Consider the following 15,188-nt stretch of genomic DNA (forward strand, 5'->3'; position numbering starts at 1 on the left):
GGTCAGGCTTGCGCTTCCAACCGACGGAGTCTCTCCTCGTAGTGCGACGCCAGCTCCAGCCGGAGCCGGGCGCGCTCATGCTCGGCCCGAGCACGCGAGAGCACGTCGTCGGAGTCCGCGTCCTCGAGCGCGAGTCGCCCACGAAGCGCCTCGAAGCGTTGCTCGAGAGCAGCGAGCTGGGGCGCGATGCGATCGAACTCCGATCGCACATACGAGAAGTCTGCTTGCGTGCCGGTCAGTCGCGCATCGTAATCGCGCTGCGAAGCAGCCACCTGCTCGAGCGCCGCCTCCAGCCGCTCGTTCACTCGCGCGTCGACTCGGCGTTCGACCATGACGTCGATTCGTCGACGAAGTCTGTTCAGCATTGGTTCCTCAATCATTCGGGTGATGGTGGGGAGACGATGACCGGTCAGCGGTGATAGGTGATCCGTCCGCTGTCGATCCACGAGCGGACGAGCGTCGATTCGAGATCGATGCGGTGTTCCGCGCCCACCGCCGAGGGGTCGCCGAACGCGTGGTTCCAGGAGGTCTGATCCGGCGCATCGATGAACGAGAAGCCTGTCGCGTCCACCGCGGCATCGGGGAACAGCCTGGTGGCGATCCACAGCATCACTGTCCCGGTGGTCGCCCATTGGCCACCTTCCCTCGGATCGGCCCCCAGCGCCTCGCCGAGCGGCAGGACGACCTCCCTGTTCGGTATGGTCACGATCCCGAGGTCGGTCGGCCAGAAAGCCGGAGTCTTCGGGTTCTCCCACAGGAGCCTGCCTGGCTCGACCATGAGATAGAGCCGCTCGGGATAGGCGTCGAAGAACCAGGGAGTAGGCCGCACGCCCCTGTTGAAGACGACAACGTCGACGCGGCGGCCGGCCGTCGCCGGCGAACCCGGGTCATCCATTCGGAAGCCGTTTACGCGGAAGACGACATCCGCGGAGTCGACCATCGCCGCCCGCTCTTCGGAGGGCTCCAGAGGCTGATTGCCGACGACGGCGACCCGTCGAATCGGCGAGGCGCCGTACGAAGCCACCAGCGGACGGATGCGATCGTAGAACGCGACCTCGTCGGTCGACCTCTCATCGCTCTCGACGAGCTTCCTCACACGCCCCATAGGAAATCAGCTTAGGGCAAGCGGGCGCGTCACCCGGCGCCCGATCAGGGCCTGTCGATCGAGCGCCCGTAGAGTAGTCGGCGTGACTTCTGCGCAGACGATCGACCTGTCCTCGGCGACCATCGGCCCCGGCTCGCCCGTGTTCACGATCGCCGAGATGTCGGGCAACCACAACGGCGACATCGATCGAGCTCTCGCCATCGTCGACGCGGTCGCCGCGACCGGAGCGAACGCACTCAAGATCCAGACCTATACGGCCGACACCCTGACGATCGACTCCGATCAGCCGGCGTTCCGTGTGACCAGCGACCACGGACTGTGGGGCGATCGCAACCTTTACGCGCTGTACCAGGAGGCCCATACCCCCTGGGAATGGCACGCGGCGATCTTCGAGCGGGCGAGGTCGCACGGGCTGATCCCCTTCTCCACGCCGTTCGACCCCAGTTCCGTGGCCTTCCTCGAAGAACTCGGCGTGGAGCTGTACAAGACGGCGTCGGCGGAGATCGTCGATCTGCCTCTACTGCGCGAGGTCGCGCGTACCGGCAAGCCCATGATCGTCTCGACCGGCATGGCCACCCTGTCGGAGATCGACGCAGCGGTCTCGGCGATCCGAGGCGCGGGATGCACCGAGCTCGTCCTCCTCGCCTGCACCGCCGCCTATCCGGCAGTGCCGGAAGAGGCGCGTCTGGGCAACATCAGGGCGCTGCGTGATTCCTTCGATGTGCCCGTCGGACTGTCCGACCACACGCTCGGCATCGGAGTGGCCGTCGCGGCGGCCGCCCTCGGCGCCGTCGTGATCGAGAAGCATGTCACGCTCGACCGCGCCGACGGTGGCGTCGACGCCGACTTCTCCCTCACGCCCTCGGAGTTCCGCTCCTTGGTGACCGCCGCAGAGCAGGCCCGCATCGCCGTCGGCAGCGGCGTCTCCTTCGGTCCAACCGAGCAGGAGCACGCGGTCCTCGCGCTACGTCGTTCGCTCTTCGTGGTGGCCGACGTGCGAGCCGGCGACAGGATCACGCCCGATAACGTTCGATCCATCCGACCTGCGGGAGGCCTGAACCCGGACGATATCGATCTCGTGCGCACGCGTACCTTCTCTCGCGACGTCCGGCGGGGCACTCCGCTGACCTGGGATCTGCTCTAGCGTCGACTATCGCTGTCGCAGGCGCCACTGCGACAGCGCGAGGAATCCGGCCTCATCGGCAGGATTCTGGGGGAGATATCCCGCTCGCTCGAAGACACGCCGCGACGCAGCGTTCTGCTCGTGCACGACGGCGATCATCCGCACGGGGTCAGGCGCGATGAGAGCGCGCTGCGCCGCGGCGAGGGCGCGCCCGGCCACCCCTCGTCCGCGAGCGTCGGGGGCGACCGTTATCGAGACCTCCCAGTCCGTGGTGGAGCGGCGGTCCCATCGGCATGTCGCCACGGGGACCCCTCCCTCCTCGATGACGAGCAACCGACGGTCGGCGGCAGCAAGGCTGCGGGTGAGCCACGCGAGATGCCCCTGCTCGTCCACGACGGAGCCGTCGCGTGAGTTTCGTCGCGTGACCTCGTCGTTCCGCCACGCCAGGAGCAACTCGGCGTCGTCCTCGCGAGCCAGGCGCGCGCGCACGGACGGAGCACCGGTCGACGATCCGCCGGTCGGCGCCGCGGTGCGGGGCGTTCTCAGCAATTGCTCCCAGGAGGCGACGATCCGCCAGGTGCCGAGACCGTCGACGGTCGCCGACAGACGCGCCCCCCGCTCGGCCAGCTGCCGGCGGGAGCGCATCAGGCCGCCGAGAGAACGGAGCCCCTGCTCGAGATCGTCGTGCGGGGGTTCGCCGAGGCCTTCGGCGAGCCCTGCCTCAAGCACCTCACGATAACCGGCTCGTTGATTGTCCACCGCGCAGACGAGCGCCATCGGGAGCCCCATGCAGGCGAAGTCCCATACCGAGGTTCCCGCCGCTGTCACCGCCAGGTCATGTGCCCTGGCGAGCGCCGGGAGGTCATCGACGAAGCCGACGATGCGAACGACGTGTCGTGACGCCCTGGCTGCCTCGACGACCTCCGGTCGTTCCCGCGGATCGACCGCGGTGACCTCGAGCGGTCCTTCGATCGAGTCGAGCCCGGCGACGATTCGCGCGGTGAGTCGCCCGGGGTCCGTGCCGCCCATCACCACGAGCACTCGCGGCGTCGCGTTGTCGATGCGAGGCGCGTCCCGCTGCCGACGAACCTGGTCGCGAATCACGGCGGCATCGATTCCAGCGAGATGCGCGCGGCCGAGTTCGGGCGCGACGAAGGTTCGCTCTGATCCCAGATTGGCGTCGATGGACAGGTCGGCGGCTCGCACACCGTAGGAGCCATCCTGCATGTTGCTGACCAGGGCACCCGAGCTCGACAGGTCGGGTACCGACCAGTATGTGTCTAGGTGCACGACGTCGGCACCTCGGGCGGCGTCGAGCAAGTCGGCATCGCAGGAGGACACGGGCCGAGGTGGCGTGGCGCCGGGTAGAAAGCGCTCCAGGACCGACGTCGCCGCTTCGTCGAGGTCGCCGGCGATGGACGTGGCCCACCCTCGCTCCTTCGCGGTCCGAGCGATCGCGATCACTCGCATGAGGTGGCCCATGCCGTAGTCGGCTCCGGCGTTGCAGTGGAAGAGAACCCGCCGAGCAGTGGTCATGCGGTGTCCTCCTTGCCGGGGTGCGGGCGCACCCACCCGATAGGATAGGGCGAGCGTGGGACAACCCGAGCATCCACGCGATGACGACAACGCTGAGGAGACAGAGTGTCGGTTCTCGAGGGCGCGAGCATCCTCATCACGGGCGGCACCGGGTCGTTCGGCAAGGCGTTCATCCGCCACGCGATGACGCACCTGAATCCGCGTCGGCTGGTCATCTTCTCCCGCGACGAGCTCAAACAGTACGAAGTCCGTCAGCAGTTCGGCGACGACCCTCGCCTGCGCTGGTTCATCGGCGACATCCGCGACGAGCGGCGTTTGGCGCGTGCTCTCCACGGCGTGGACTACGTCGTGCATGCCGCTGCGCTGAAACAGGTCGACACCGCCGAGTACAACCCATTCGAGTTCGTGAAGACCAATGTCCTCGGCAGTCAGAACGTCATCGAAGCGTCCATCGACGCCGGGGTGAAGCGCGTGGTGGCGCTGTCCACCGACAAGGCGTCGAGCCCGATCAACCTCTACGGCGCCACGAAGCTCACCGCGGACAAGCTCTTCATCACGGGAAACCACTACGCGGCCGCGTACGACACGCGATTCGCGGTCGTGCGCTATGGCAACGTGATGGGGTCACGCGGCTCGGTCATCCCGTTCTTCGAGCGACTGGGCGCCGAGGGCAAGCCGCTTCCGATCACCGATCTGCGGTGCACGCGGTTCTTCATCACGCTGCCGCAGGCAGTCGAGATGGTCGTCGACACATTCGAGCTCATGCAGGGCGGCGAACTGCTCGTCCCCCGAATCCCGTCGATGAAGGTCACGGACCTCGCTCACGCCGTCGTGCCGGGCGCCGAGCTCGTAGACGTCGGCCTGCGACCCGGCGAGAAGCTGCACGAAGAGATGATCAGCCCGGAAGAGGGGCGACGTGCCGTCGTCGTCCAGGACGGGAGATACTTCATCATCCAGCCCGACCTGGCCTCGTGGGGCTACCGGGTGCCGGAGGGTGCCGTACCCGTGCCCGAAGGATTCGCGTATCGCTCGGACAGCAACGACCGGTGGTACTCGCGGGAGGAGATCGCCGCGATCATCGAGGCGGGGATCTGACGGTGCTGCCGTACGGGAGGCAGTCGATCTCAGAGGACGACATCGAAGCGGTGGTCGAGGTCCTCCGCGGTGACTGGCTCACCACCGGCCCGGCCGTGGCGGCGTTCGAAGCGAGGCTGGGTGAGATCGCGGGCGGTCACCGCGCGGTGTCAGCGACCTCCGGTACGGCTGCCCTCCACATGGCCTATGCCGCAGCCGGGATCGCGGCCGGAGACGCGGTGATCTCGACCCCCATGACCTTCGTGGCGACGACGGCCACCGCGTCGATGCTCGGAGCCCGCATCGTGTTCGCCGACGTCGAAGAGGACACCGCGCTGATCGATCCGCTCGCCGTCGACGCACTCGCCGACGAGAGGACCCGCGTCATCGCCGCCGTCGACTACGCCGGCCATCCTGCTGACTACGACCCGCTGAACGCGACAGCTGCGCGCGTCGGCGCCCTCGTCCTCGACGACGCGGCGCACTCGATCGGCAGCACGTACAAGGGCCGGCCGGTGGGCGATCTCGCCGACCTCACCGCGCTGTCCTTCTTCCCGACCAAGAACCTCACCACGGGCGAGGGCGGCGCCCTCATCGCGAAGGACCCACAGCTTGCCCAGCGCGCGCACGAGTTTCACTTCATCGGGCTGGTGCGCGATCCCGAGCGCTTCCAGATCGTCGATGAGGGCCCCTGGCACCAGGAGGTGCACGAGTTCGGAGTGAACTACCGGCTCACCGACATCGCGAGCGCACTCGGCCTCTCGCAACTCGCCCGTCTCGACGCGTTCAAGCGGCGCCGGGCTCAGATCACCAGTCGCTACGATGACGCGCTCTCCGACATCGACGGCGTTCGGACACCCGTGCAACGGGCTGATGTGGATCCGATGCGGCACCTCTACCCGGTGCGGATCCTCGACGGACGACGCCGCGAGGTCTTCGAGCGCATGCGGGCGAACGGCATCGGAGTACAGGTGAACTACATGCCCGTGTACTGGCACCCGGTCTACGCCGACGCGGGTTACCGTCGCGGAATGTGTCCGAACGCCGAGGCCTTCTACCGGGAGGAGCTGTCGCTCCCGATCCACCCCGAGCTCACCGACGCGCAGGTCGACTCCGTCGTGGACGCGCTCGTCCAGGCGCTTCGATGAAGGTCGGCATCATCACCCAGGCGCGGATGACGAGCACGCGCCTCCCCGGCAAGGTGATGCTGACGGCGGCAGGCCGGCCGCTGCTGGACTTCCACCTCGATCGCCTCCTCGCGACCGCTCTGCCGGTGATCGTCGCCACGACCACCAATGCTTCGGATGAGCCGATCGTGTCGCTCGCTCGGGCCAGGGACGTCGCGGTGTTCCGTGGCAGCGAGAACGATGTGCTGAGCCGCTTCGCGGGGGCGGCGGCGGAAGCCGGGCTGGACGTCGTCGTCAGGGTGACCTCCGACTGCCCCCTGCTGGACCCCGCCGTGATCACGGAGGCCGTGCGCCGCTTCGTGCAGATCGACGACCCCGACGCCCACGTCTCTAACGTCCTCGATCGCACCTATCCGCGTGGCCTCGATGTCGAGGTCTTCTCTGCCGCGGCACTCGCCGAGGCACAGCGGGAGGCGACGGAGCCCGCTGATCGCGAGCACGTCACCCCCTATCTCTACGCCAACCGCACGGGGCGCGCGACCCTGCATGCGATCACGCGCTCCCCAGACGCCTCGCGGTATCGCGTCACACTCGACACCGCGGACGACCTCACCGTGATCCGGGCGCTGATCGAGGAGCACGACGCCGCGTCGTTGGACGCCGACGCGCTGATCGCCGTCCTCGATCAGCATCCGGAACTGGTGGCGGTGAACGCCGACGTGGAGCAGAAGAAGCTCGGCGAGTAGCACGCTGCCAGCAGCCGCCTACGAGTTGTAGTCGGCGTTGTAGCGGTCGAGGACGTCGGCGATGGGTGCGTCGAGGACGAGCGTCCCCTTGTCGAGATAGAGCCCGCGCGTGCAGAATCGGCGGAGGTCTCGTTCGTTGTGGCTCACGAAGAACAGCGTGCGGCCCTCGGCGAGCAGTTCGTCGATGCGCTTGTAGCACTTGTCGCGGAACGCCTTGTCGCCGACCGCGAGCACCTCGTCCACGAGCAGGATGGGCTCGTCGAGCTGCGAGACCACCGAGAACGCCAAGCGGACCTTCATACCGTTGGACAAGTGCTTGTACGGGGTGTCCTCGAACCCGCGAAGCTCGGCGAACGCGATGATGTCGTCGTACCGGCGCGTCACCTCCGCCTTGGACATGCCGTGCAGTCCGGCGGTGAGGCGCACGTTCTCCCGGACCGTCAGATCGCCGACGAACCCGCCGGTGATCTCGATCAGCGGCGCGACGCCACCGTTGACCTTCACCGACCCCTCGTCGCACAGCAAGACGCCTGCGACGAGACGCAGAAGGGTCGACTTGCCTTGGCCGTTGCGGCCGACGACCCCGATCGACTCACCCGCCTGCACCGAGAAGGTGACGTCCCGCAGCGCCCAGAACTCACCGGGGCGCGAGCGTCGGGACGCTCCCGAGAACATGTCCTTGAAGCTGCGGCGTCCCCGCCTGTTGCGACGAAAGCGGACGCCGAGCCCTGATACCTCGATGGCCGTCGACATCACAGCTCCTTCAGCACGGGTCGTTCCAGCGCGCGGAAGGTCCAGATCCCCAGGACCAGGATGACGACACACATCATCGCGCTGATCGCCACGGGCACCGGATCCCAGAGCTCCGGGAAGAATCCGACCCGGTAGAGGGTGAAGATCCCCGCGAGCGGATTGAAGGCGCCGATGATGTGGAACGGGTCAGGCAGGTCGCGGAAGCTGTAGATCACGGGCGAGGCGTAGAACAGCGCCCGGAGGACGAGCGCCGTGGTGCGCTCGAGATCGGTGTACAACACGCACAGTGGCGCGACGAGAAGTCCGAGCCCGACGAGGAGCACGACCTGCATGATGACCGCCACGGGGAACCACAGGAGCGACCAGCTGACCGTCGCCCCGCTGAACACCGCGAAGAGCACGAGGACCGGCATCGAGAAGAGGAACTCGATGCCCTTGCTCAGGACGATGCGGTTGACCCAGATCGACCGAGGGATCGCGGTCGACCTCACGAGCCGCGAATCCTTGCGGAAGGCACGCGTGAAGTCTGACACCGAGCTGTTGAACCACACCCAGGGCAGTAGCGCCACGATGAGGAAGACGATGTACGGGTCCTCCCCCACACTCCGGTGGAAGACCTGGGTGAAGACGAACCAGTAGATCGCGCTCATCACCAGGGGGTCGAGCACCGACCACAGGTAGCCGAGGAAGCTCGTCGCGTACCGGACCTTCAGGTCGCGGGCGGACAGCAGCCACAGCGAATGCAGATAACGTCGGGGCGTTCCCGGCGCCCCGACAGCATCGTGACTCACAGTGTCGAGTCTAGGCGAGCGAGTTGTTCCACATCGACAGCGCCGAGCCGATCGCCATGTGCATGTCGAGGTACTGGTACGTGCCGAGGCGGCCGCCGAAATGGACGCCCTGCTCGCCCTTTGCGAGCTCGCGGTAGGCCAGCAGTCCGTCGCGATCGGTCGGCGTGTTCACCGGGTAGTACGGCTCGTCCTCGCGGTTCGCGAACCGGGAGAACTCGCGCATGATGACCGTCTTGTCCGAGTTGTAGACGTCCTTGCGCTCGGGGTGGAAGTGCTTGAACTCGTGGATGCGCGTATACGGGACGTCCATGTCCGGGTAGTTCATGACGCTCGTGCCCTGGAAGTCGCCCACGTTGAGGACCTCCTGTTCGAAGTCGAGCGTGCGCCAGCTCAGAGCGCCCTCCGCGTAGTCGAAGTAGCGGTCGACGGGGCCCGTGTAGACGATCGGGAGCTGACCGACGGTGGCGCGCTTGTTGAGCGGCTGCGACTCGTCGAAGTAGTCGACGTCGAGCTTGACCTCGATGTTGGGGTGGTCGGCCATGCGCTCGAGCCACGCGGTGTACCCGTCGGTCGGCAGACCCTCCCACGTGTCGTTGAAGTAGCGGTTGTCGTACGTGTACCGCACGGGCAGACGGCTGATGATGTCGCCGGAGAGCTTCTGCGGGTCGGTCTGCCACTGCTTGGCCGTGTAGTCGCGGAAGAAGGCCTCGAACAGCGGGCGCCCGACGAGCGCGATGCCCTTCTCCTCGAAGTTGGTGGCGTTGCTGACGTCGAACTCCCCCGCCTGCTCCTTGACGAGCGCACGGGCCTGGTCGGGCGTGTACGCCGCCTGGAAGAACTGGTTGATGGTGCCGAGGTTGACCGGCATGGGGAACACGGTGCCCTTGTGGGTCGTGTATACGCGGTGAACGTAGTTCGTGAACGACGTGAAGCGGTTGACGTACTCCCAGACCGTGGCGTTCGACGTGTGGAACAGGTGCGCTCCGTAGCGGTGGACCTCGATGCCCGTCTCCGGCTCCGCCTCGCTGTAGGCGTTCCCGCCGATGTGGTGCCGACGGTCGATGACCGTGACCTTGCGGCCGGCTTCAGCCGCCCGCTCTGCGATGGTGAGGCCGAAGAAGCCCGATCCGACGACGAGGAGATCCATATTGCTGCTTTCTGCCCGAGGAGGCTCAGAGACGCGCGGGCTGGCCGCGGCACACACGACACACCACTCTACCGGCAGCTTCTTCTGCGAATCTGTCGGGCGCCGTCAGCTCGAGTCGGCACGCCCCCCGTCTCCGAGATCCAGCATCCGGGCGAGCATGGGAGCGAGAGTACGCCCGTACGCATCCGACGTGTGATTGTCGTCGATGTAGATCGCGACGTTGCCGATCACCCCGTAGCAGGTCCCCTCCGGGCACAGCCACGGACGGAAGTCCACACCGATGATGCCGTCGGACGCAACGAACTCCGCGAAAGAGCGTTCCCCCTCCTGCCCGATGTCGTCGACGGCGCACTGCTGCGGGTCTTTCTGCGCATCGATCGCCGCATTCACGCAGGCGTACATGTCGAAGTCGAACCGCGGGTTGTCACGGACGGCGATCACCGCGATGCCCTCGGCGATCAGATTCTCGGCGATCTCTGGAACACCCTCGATCAGAACTTCCGTCGAAGTCGGGCTCGCGCGAGTCACGACCAGGTAGACGACGTCGGGCCGGATCTGTTCGACGTACTGCATCGCAGCGACCCGCCACTCATCGCACGGGGGTCCCGGCGAAGACCAGGACGGAGCTCCGATTCCGAGCGCGCACCCTCCCTTGAGCAGCGCCACGAGCTCCCACGCCTCTTGCGCCGCGACGATCTTGAGGGGGGACATGAGCTGCTGCGCGTGTGAATCGCCGATGACGAGCACTCGCGGGGCGTCGACCTCGTGTGCGCGCGACGTCTGCACACAGCTCCCATCGAGCACGGGAGCCGATGGACGCAGCCGCCCGGAACATTGAGTGTCGAGCTCGACCCACTCGGACTCGAGCGAGGTCGCCGAGGGATGCAGAGGTGCGGAGGCGATATCGATCTCTGGGTGGTCGAGATGCGCGGCACCCGGATAGGAGTCGGTCGTAGCCTCGAGTTGGGCGGTGGTCTGGTGCAGGTGAGTCCCCTGCCAAGCGGAGAGCGGGACGGCGACGGTCAGCGTGGCTGTGCCGATGAGCAGGAACGGCAGACGACGTCCGCCGCGGACGGTGCCGAGATCCCAGGCCGGCCTCTCGACGATTCGAGTCAGGCACCCTGCCAGGACTGCAGAGAGCACGAGGATTCCGGCTCCGGCGACCACGCCCGGAACCGGGCGGCCGGATATCGTCATCCAGGTGATCAGCACCGGCCAGTGTACGAGATATAGAGCGTAAGAGTTTCGTGCGACCGCCCGCAGCGGCCGTGAGGCGAGAAGCGCCCCAGGTCCGCCGCGAGGGTTGTCCCGTCCGCCTATGATCACGAGCGCCGTGCACACCACCGGCCAGAGGGCGAGGTATCCGGGGAACCCGCCCTGCACGTCCAGAACCAGCCCGCACACAGCGATTCCCGCCAGGCCCACCCATCCTCCGACAGCAGCCACTGTCGGACGCAAGCGCACGTGCGGCACAGCCAGCGCGACGAGCGAACCGGCTGCGAACTCCCAGAGGCGAGCACCTGTGTCGAAGTACGCGAACACCTGCGACTCCGAGGTCAACGAGATCGAGTGGACGAGCGAGAGCGCGAACACGGCGGAGAACACTATCGCCAACGCGGGGAGGATCATTCTGCGACGTTGACGGAAGAGAAGCCACACCGCACCGATCAGCACAGGCCAGAGAAGGAACACCTGCCCCTGCACGGAGAGCGACCAGAAATGCTGGAAAGGGCTCGGGACGACCGCATCGCGGGCGTAATAGTCGACACCGGAGAACGCCAGGGCCCAGTTCTCGACATAGAAGAGACTGGACCACGCCTCCGACCACGCGCGCGTCCACTCTGTGCGCGGATAAGCGGCGGCCACCACGCCGAGGGTCAGCAGAACTGTGGCCGTGGCCGCCGGCACGAGGCGAAGGAACCTCCGCGCCCAGAAAGTCGCGAGCGCGAGAGGGCGATCGTCCTGGATTCGCCGGGCGAAGGAGCCGGTGAGGAAGAATGCCGACACCATGAGGAACACGTCCACGCCACCGGACACCCGGCCGAGCCAGACGTGATAGACGACGATCAAGAGAACCGCGAGCGCCCTCAAGCCATCGATATCAGCGCGGTATTCGGCCTGCTCGTGCATAACGGTCGCGTCCCGATGTGTTCGTCTGCGCGTCGGGAGTGTCATCATCACATGGCCGGTGCGGGCTCGCACCTCGTCGAGGGGTGGCTTCGAACAGCTTAACCGGTCGCACTGAGCAAGCCGTCGACCGCCTCTTCGAGACGAGGCTTGAGCATCCGCACGTATTCGAGATTGAGATGGTCGGCGTCGTAGTAGACGGGCACGCCGCCGACGACTGCGTAGCACGATTCATCGTCGCAGAACGAGGTCGTCAGATCCACCGATGCGATCAGCGGCGATCCGGAATCGCCAGCGGCCGCGACGACCGGATCAGGCGGCTGGGCCTGAGCGCGCGGACGTGCACACACGAGCGGATCCTCGGCGTTGAGCAGCACGCAATCAGGCGAGCGCACCTCTCCGTTCCACGGCGGATCGGCGACCGCGAGCACCCTTGTCCCGACCGCAGCCCAGGACCGCCAGTAACTCGACAGCCCTCGCTTCATCTGCTCCGCGGACGGCGCGCCGCTGCCGTCGTCCACGGTCTGCTGCCGGGATGCCATTGCGGTGATGACGAGATCGGGTGACTCCTCGACGATGGTCTCCGAGAGGTCATGCGACCATGCCTCGCAGAGGCGCGCGTCAGCCGGCGCCCAGGCTCCACGGAAGCCCACGAACGTGACGTCGGCCACGGGGCAGCCGCCGAAGTAGCTGGTCGTGACGATCCAGTCCCGCTCGCGGGCCATATCGAAGACCGCCCCCTGCCATTGCTGAGCGTGGGAATCGCCGACCAACCACACGCGCGTAGGATTCTGCGCTCCGCCCGAGAAGTCGCACTCCATCGTGGTCTTCTTCTCGCCGTACTCGAGGATCGGGAGGAACTCTCCGCACTCGGGGGGCGTGTAGGAGTAGAGATTGCGGTCCGTCATGACGGAGTAGTGTGCGGCTCCGAACGGATCGTCGCAGTCGGCTCCCGGCGCGAGCGCCAGCGGCCCCTCGCACGAGACCGCGACGACTTCGTCGGGCGGCCTGTCCGCCTCGACTCGCGCGTTGTACCAGGTGAGGAGAGCAGCGGCCAGTGCGCCGATCGTCATCAGTCCGATGATCATGAGTGCGAGCGCCCGCGCAGTGGACCCCTTCCAGTAACTCCACCGCTGACCAGCGTCCTCGACGAACCGCTTCGTCAGTGCCGCAAGCACGAGCGCGACTCCGAGGACAGCGAACTTCGAAACGGTAGAGGCTTCCGCGGCCAAGACGAACGGGGCGATGACTATCAGCGGCCAATGCCAGAGATACAACGAGTAAGACACTCCGCCCACCCATTGAACGGGGCGAAGCGCGGTGATGCGCGAGTGCCACAGAGCAGCACCATGGTTGCCAGCGAGGATAACCAAGGCCGTTCCGAGTACGGGGACCAGCGCCGCGTACCCCGGAAATGACGTCGTGTGATCGAATGTCACGGCCGAGTAAGCGATGAGGCCGAACCCGACGAGGCTGAGAAGGTTGGCCGCGAGACGATGCAGCGGTATTTTCGCTCCCAGCAGAGCGATTGCGCCCCCCACCGCGAATTCCCACCCTCTCGTAAACGTCGCGAAGTACGCCTGAGAGGGCGCGACCAGGGTGTAGACGATGCTCGAGACGAGCGAGAGCGCTCCCACGACGATCACCACCATGAAGATCGCCGCGGTGGATCGCGATCTGATGCCACGCCGGGTGAGCGAACGTGCCCGGCGAGCGAGGAGGACCGCCGCGATCAGAAGCACGGGCCAGATGATGTAGAACTGCTCCTCCACGGAGAGCGACCAGTAATGCTGGACGAGGCTCGCCGCGTCGTTGAGGGCGGAGTAGTTGACGGACATGGCCGCGAGGAACCAGTTCTCGACGTACCCGGCGCTGGCAACGATCTCCCAGACGTTGCGTCCCCACCGCGGGTACGGAAGGAAGACAGCTGCGAGAACGAGGGACACGACGAGAACCAGGAATGCCGCAGGAAGCAGACGACGGATCCGGCGCGCGTAGAAGGCCCCGAGCCGCACTCCCCCTGTTCGGGCGATCTCGCCGGTGAGATGACCGGTGATGAGGAAGCCGGAGATGACGAAGAACACGTCGACACCGACGTACCCGCCGGTGAGCCTCAACGGCCACAGATGGTTGAGGACGACGAGTCCGATCGCGAGAGCACGCAGGGCCTGGATATCGGTACGGAAGACCTTGCGATCCTTGGTTCCGACCGACCGCCCCTGTTCGTGGGCCACTGTGCTCACGAAGCGAGGTACTCCCGCAGCAACGTGTCTCCGACCTCGGCTGCGAATCCACTCTCTCGTGCGCGAGTGAGGTCGAGCACGCTGTTTCTCGGACGCGGGGCCACGGGCGCTGTCGCCGCGGCGAAGTAGTCCTCCGTGGACACACCGGTCACTCGCGCAGGGTCATGTCCCGTCAGCTCGAACACGCGTCGCGCGACGTCCGCCCATGTCACGGCGTCGCCGTCCGACGTGAGGTTGTAGACGCCGAAGGTGGGGCGCTTCTCGAGGAGATGTCTGATGAAACCGGCGATCTGCGAGGCGAACGTGAGTCGACCACGCTGGTCGTCGACCACCTTCGGGTCTATCCCCCGAGAGGCGAGCGACGCCATGGTCCTGACGAAGTTGTCACCGTCGCCGATCACCCAAGAGGTGCGGACGATGTAGTGACGCGGGACGGTCGATGCGGCGATGTCGCCGGCGGCCTTCGTCTGCCCGTAGACACCGAGGGGGCACAACGGATCGTCCTCGCGGTAGGCACGGTCGGAGGCGCCGTCGAACACGTAGTCGCTCGACACATGGACGAGGCTGATGCCGTTGGCGGCGGCTATCCGTGCAAGCCCCGCGGGCCCGGAAGCGTTCGCGGCCCATGCGTCGACCCGTCCCTCGGAGGTCTCGGCGAGGTCGACCGCGGTATAGGCAGCGGCGTTGATGATGGTCTCGTAGTCGCGCCAGCGTCGAGCTGAGGCGAGATCGGCGGACGCGAGATCGAGGTCGGCGCGCGTCGCCCACTCCACGTGGTCGAGCCCCGCGAGCTCGGCGCGGAGAGCGGTGCCGAGCTGACCGGCGGCGCCGAGGACGAGCGTCTTCCGCGGTGCAACCGGCTCCACATCGTCCAGACGCGGGTGGGCGAGGTCTTTCGCCGAGACCTCTGCATCGGTCAGCGGGATGGGCCAGGCGATGGCCGCAGTCTCATCGGCGAGATTCAGGAACGAGTAGGTCGCATCCGGTGACCAGTGGTCGTTGACCAGGTAGGTGTAGGCGGTGTCCGGCTCGAGCGTCTGATAGGAGTTGCCCACGCCGCGAGGCACGAAGATCGCTTTGGAAGCGTCGAGCTCTGTCGTGAAGACCGCACCGAACGAGGGACCATCACGAAGGTCGACCCACGCTCCGAAGATGCGTCCGGTGGCGACCGACACCCACTTGTCCCAGGGCTCGGCGTGGATCCCGCGGGTCGTACCCACGGCGTCGTTGAACGAGACGTTGTTCTGCACGGGCCCGAAGTCGGGGAGACCCGCGGCCGTCATCTTCTCGCGCTGCCAGTTCTCCTTGAACCAGCCGCGGGAGTCACCGTGCACGGGAAGGTCGAACACCACCAGGCCCGGGATCGACGTCTCGGTCCTGCTCAGCGACTTCCCGAAGTCGATTTCGCCCACGTCG

13 protein-coding genes are annotated in these 15,188 nt (G+C 66.6%); 4 read left to right on the forward strand and 9 right to left on the reverse strand.

Features of this window, described 5'->3' with window-relative positions; all coding sequences use genetic code 11:
* Nucleotides 1-2 precede the first annotated feature (2 nt).
* Together RAC69_RS07240 and RAC69_RS07245 are read right to left on the reverse strand one after the other, a co-directional pair.
* On the reverse strand, nt 3-332 hold the full coding sequence (locus RAC69_RS07240) for a hypothetical protein (RefSeq protein WP_375086161.1): 330 nt from the start codon (nt 330-332) through the stop codon (nt 3-5).
* A 77-nt stretch (nt 333-409) separates the two neighbouring features.
* Nucleotides 410-1,096, reverse strand: coding sequence for a hypothetical protein (locus tag RAC69_RS07245; RefSeq protein ID WP_375086163.1), 687 nt, complete (start codon nt 1,094-1,096; stop codon nt 410-412).
* Between the two features lie 91 nt (nt 1,097-1,187).
* On the opposite strand from RAC69_RS07245, the gene pseI reads away from it, so the two are divergent.
* On the forward strand, nt 1,188-2,249 hold the full coding sequence (gene pseI, locus RAC69_RS07250) for a pseudaminic acid synthase (RefSeq protein ID WP_375086164.1): 1,062 nt from the start codon (nt 1,188-1,190) through the stop codon (nt 2,247-2,249).
* A 6-nt stretch (nt 2,250-2,255) separates the two neighbouring features.
* Here the strand turns inward: pseI and RAC69_RS07255 are convergent, their stop codons facing one another.
* Nucleotides 2,256-3,764, reverse strand: coding sequence for a GNAT family N-acetyltransferase (locus RAC69_RS07255; protein WP_375086165.1), 1,509 nt, complete (start codon nt 3,762-3,764; stop codon nt 2,256-2,258).
* A gap of 105 nt (nt 3,765-3,869) precedes the next feature.
* Between RAC69_RS07255 and pseB the strand changes: the two genes are divergently transcribed.
* Genes pseB through RAC69_RS07270 form a run of 3 tightly spaced genes read left to right on the forward strand, consistent with a single transcriptional unit; the run spans nt 3,870 to nt 6,711 of the window.
* A complete protein-coding gene (pseB, locus tag RAC69_RS07260) occupies nt 3,870-4,859 on the forward strand; it encodes a UDP-N-acetylglucosamine 4,6-dehydratase (inverting) (RefSeq protein WP_375086166.1) in 990 nt (329 codons plus the stop codon).
* 2 nt (nt 4,860-4,861) lie between these two features.
* Nucleotides 4,862-5,986 carry a DegT/DnrJ/EryC1/StrS family aminotransferase gene (locus tag RAC69_RS07265; RefSeq protein WP_375086167.1) on the forward strand — a complete coding sequence of 375 codons (1,125 nt, stop codon included), beginning with the start codon at nt 4,862-4,864 and terminating at the stop codon, nt 5,984-5,986.
* Nucleotides 5,983-6,711 carry a cytidylyltransferase domain-containing protein gene (locus tag RAC69_RS07270; RefSeq protein ID WP_375086168.1) on the forward strand — a complete coding sequence of 243 codons (729 nt, stop codon included), beginning with the start codon at nt 5,983-5,985 and terminating at the stop codon, nt 6,709-6,711. Before RAC69_RS07265 ends, RAC69_RS07270 begins: the two co-directional genes overlap by 4 nt.
* Nucleotides 6,712-6,729: 18 nt before the next feature.
* Here RAC69_RS07270 and RAC69_RS07275 read toward each other — a convergent pair whose 3' ends face one another.
* The 6 genes from RAC69_RS07275 to RAC69_RS07300 form a co-directional block, all read right to left on the reverse strand.
* On the reverse strand, nt 6,730-7,464 hold the full coding sequence (locus tag RAC69_RS07275; RefSeq protein WP_375086170.1) for an ABC transporter ATP-binding protein: 735 nt from the start codon (nt 7,462-7,464) through the stop codon (nt 6,730-6,732).
* A complete protein-coding gene (locus RAC69_RS07280) occupies nt 7,464-8,255 on the reverse strand; it encodes an ABC transporter permease (RefSeq protein ID WP_375086171.1) in 792 nt (263 codons plus the stop codon). The genes RAC69_RS07275 and RAC69_RS07280 overlap by 1 nt, the downstream gene beginning before the upstream one ends.
* A 10-nt stretch (nt 8,256-8,265) precedes the next feature.
* The gene (gene glf / locus RAC69_RS07285) at nt 8,266-9,402 is read right to left on the reverse strand and encodes a UDP-galactopyranose mutase (RefSeq protein WP_375086172.1); all 1,137 of its coding nucleotides are present in this window, start codon (nt 9,400-9,402) and stop codon (nt 8,266-8,268) included.
* 105 nt (nt 9,403-9,507) lie between these two features.
* Nucleotides 9,508-11,580 carry an acyltransferase family protein gene (locus RAC69_RS07290; protein WP_375086173.1) on the reverse strand — a complete coding sequence of 691 codons (2,073 nt, stop codon included), beginning with the start codon at nt 11,578-11,580 and terminating at the stop codon, nt 9,508-9,510.
* Nucleotides 11,581-11,630: 50 nt separating this feature from the next.
* Entirely contained in the window at nt 11,631-13,772 is a 2,142-nt protein-coding gene (locus RAC69_RS07295) for an acyltransferase family protein (protein ID WP_375086174.1), read from the reverse strand.
* Nucleotides 13,769-15,184: a sugar nucleotide-binding protein gene (locus RAC69_RS07300; RefSeq protein ID WP_375086175.1), complete on the reverse strand. Its 1,416-nt coding sequence runs from the start codon at nt 15,182-15,184 to the stop codon at nt 13,769-13,771. The genes RAC69_RS07295 and RAC69_RS07300 overlap by 4 nt, the downstream gene beginning before the upstream one ends.
* Between the last annotated feature and the right edge of the window lie 4 nt (nt 15,185-15,188).

The organism is Microbacterium sp. LS_15 (assembly GCF_041954735.1).
GTDB lineage: Bacteria > Actinomycetota > Actinomycetes > Actinomycetales > Microbacteriaceae > Microbacterium.

Excerpts from the sequence above, each read along its gene's own strand:
- RAC69_RS07240 (WP_375086161.1), bottom strand. The coding sequence starts at position 332 with ATGGTCGAACGCCGAGTCGACGCGCGAGTGAACGAGCGGCTGGAGGCG.
- RAC69_RS07255 (WP_375086165.1), bottom strand. The coding sequence starts at position 3,764 with ATGACCACTGCTCGGCGGGTTCTCTTCCACTGCAACGCCGGAGCCGAC.
- RAC69_RS07270 (WP_375086168.1), top strand. The coding sequence starts at position 5,983 with ATGAAGGTCGGCATCATCACCCAGGCGCGGATGACGAGCACGCGCCTC.
- RAC69_RS07275 (WP_375086170.1), bottom strand. The coding sequence starts at position 7,464 with ATGTCGACGGCCATCGAGGTATCAGGGCTCGGCGTCCGCTTTCGTCGC.
- glf (WP_375086172.1), bottom strand. The coding sequence starts at position 9,402 with ATGGATCTCCTCGTCGTCGGATCGGGCTTCTTCGGCCTCACCATCGCA.
- RAC69_RS07290 (WP_375086173.1), bottom strand. The coding sequence starts at position 11,580 with ATGATGACACTCCCGACGCGCAGACGAACACATCGGGACGCGACCGTT.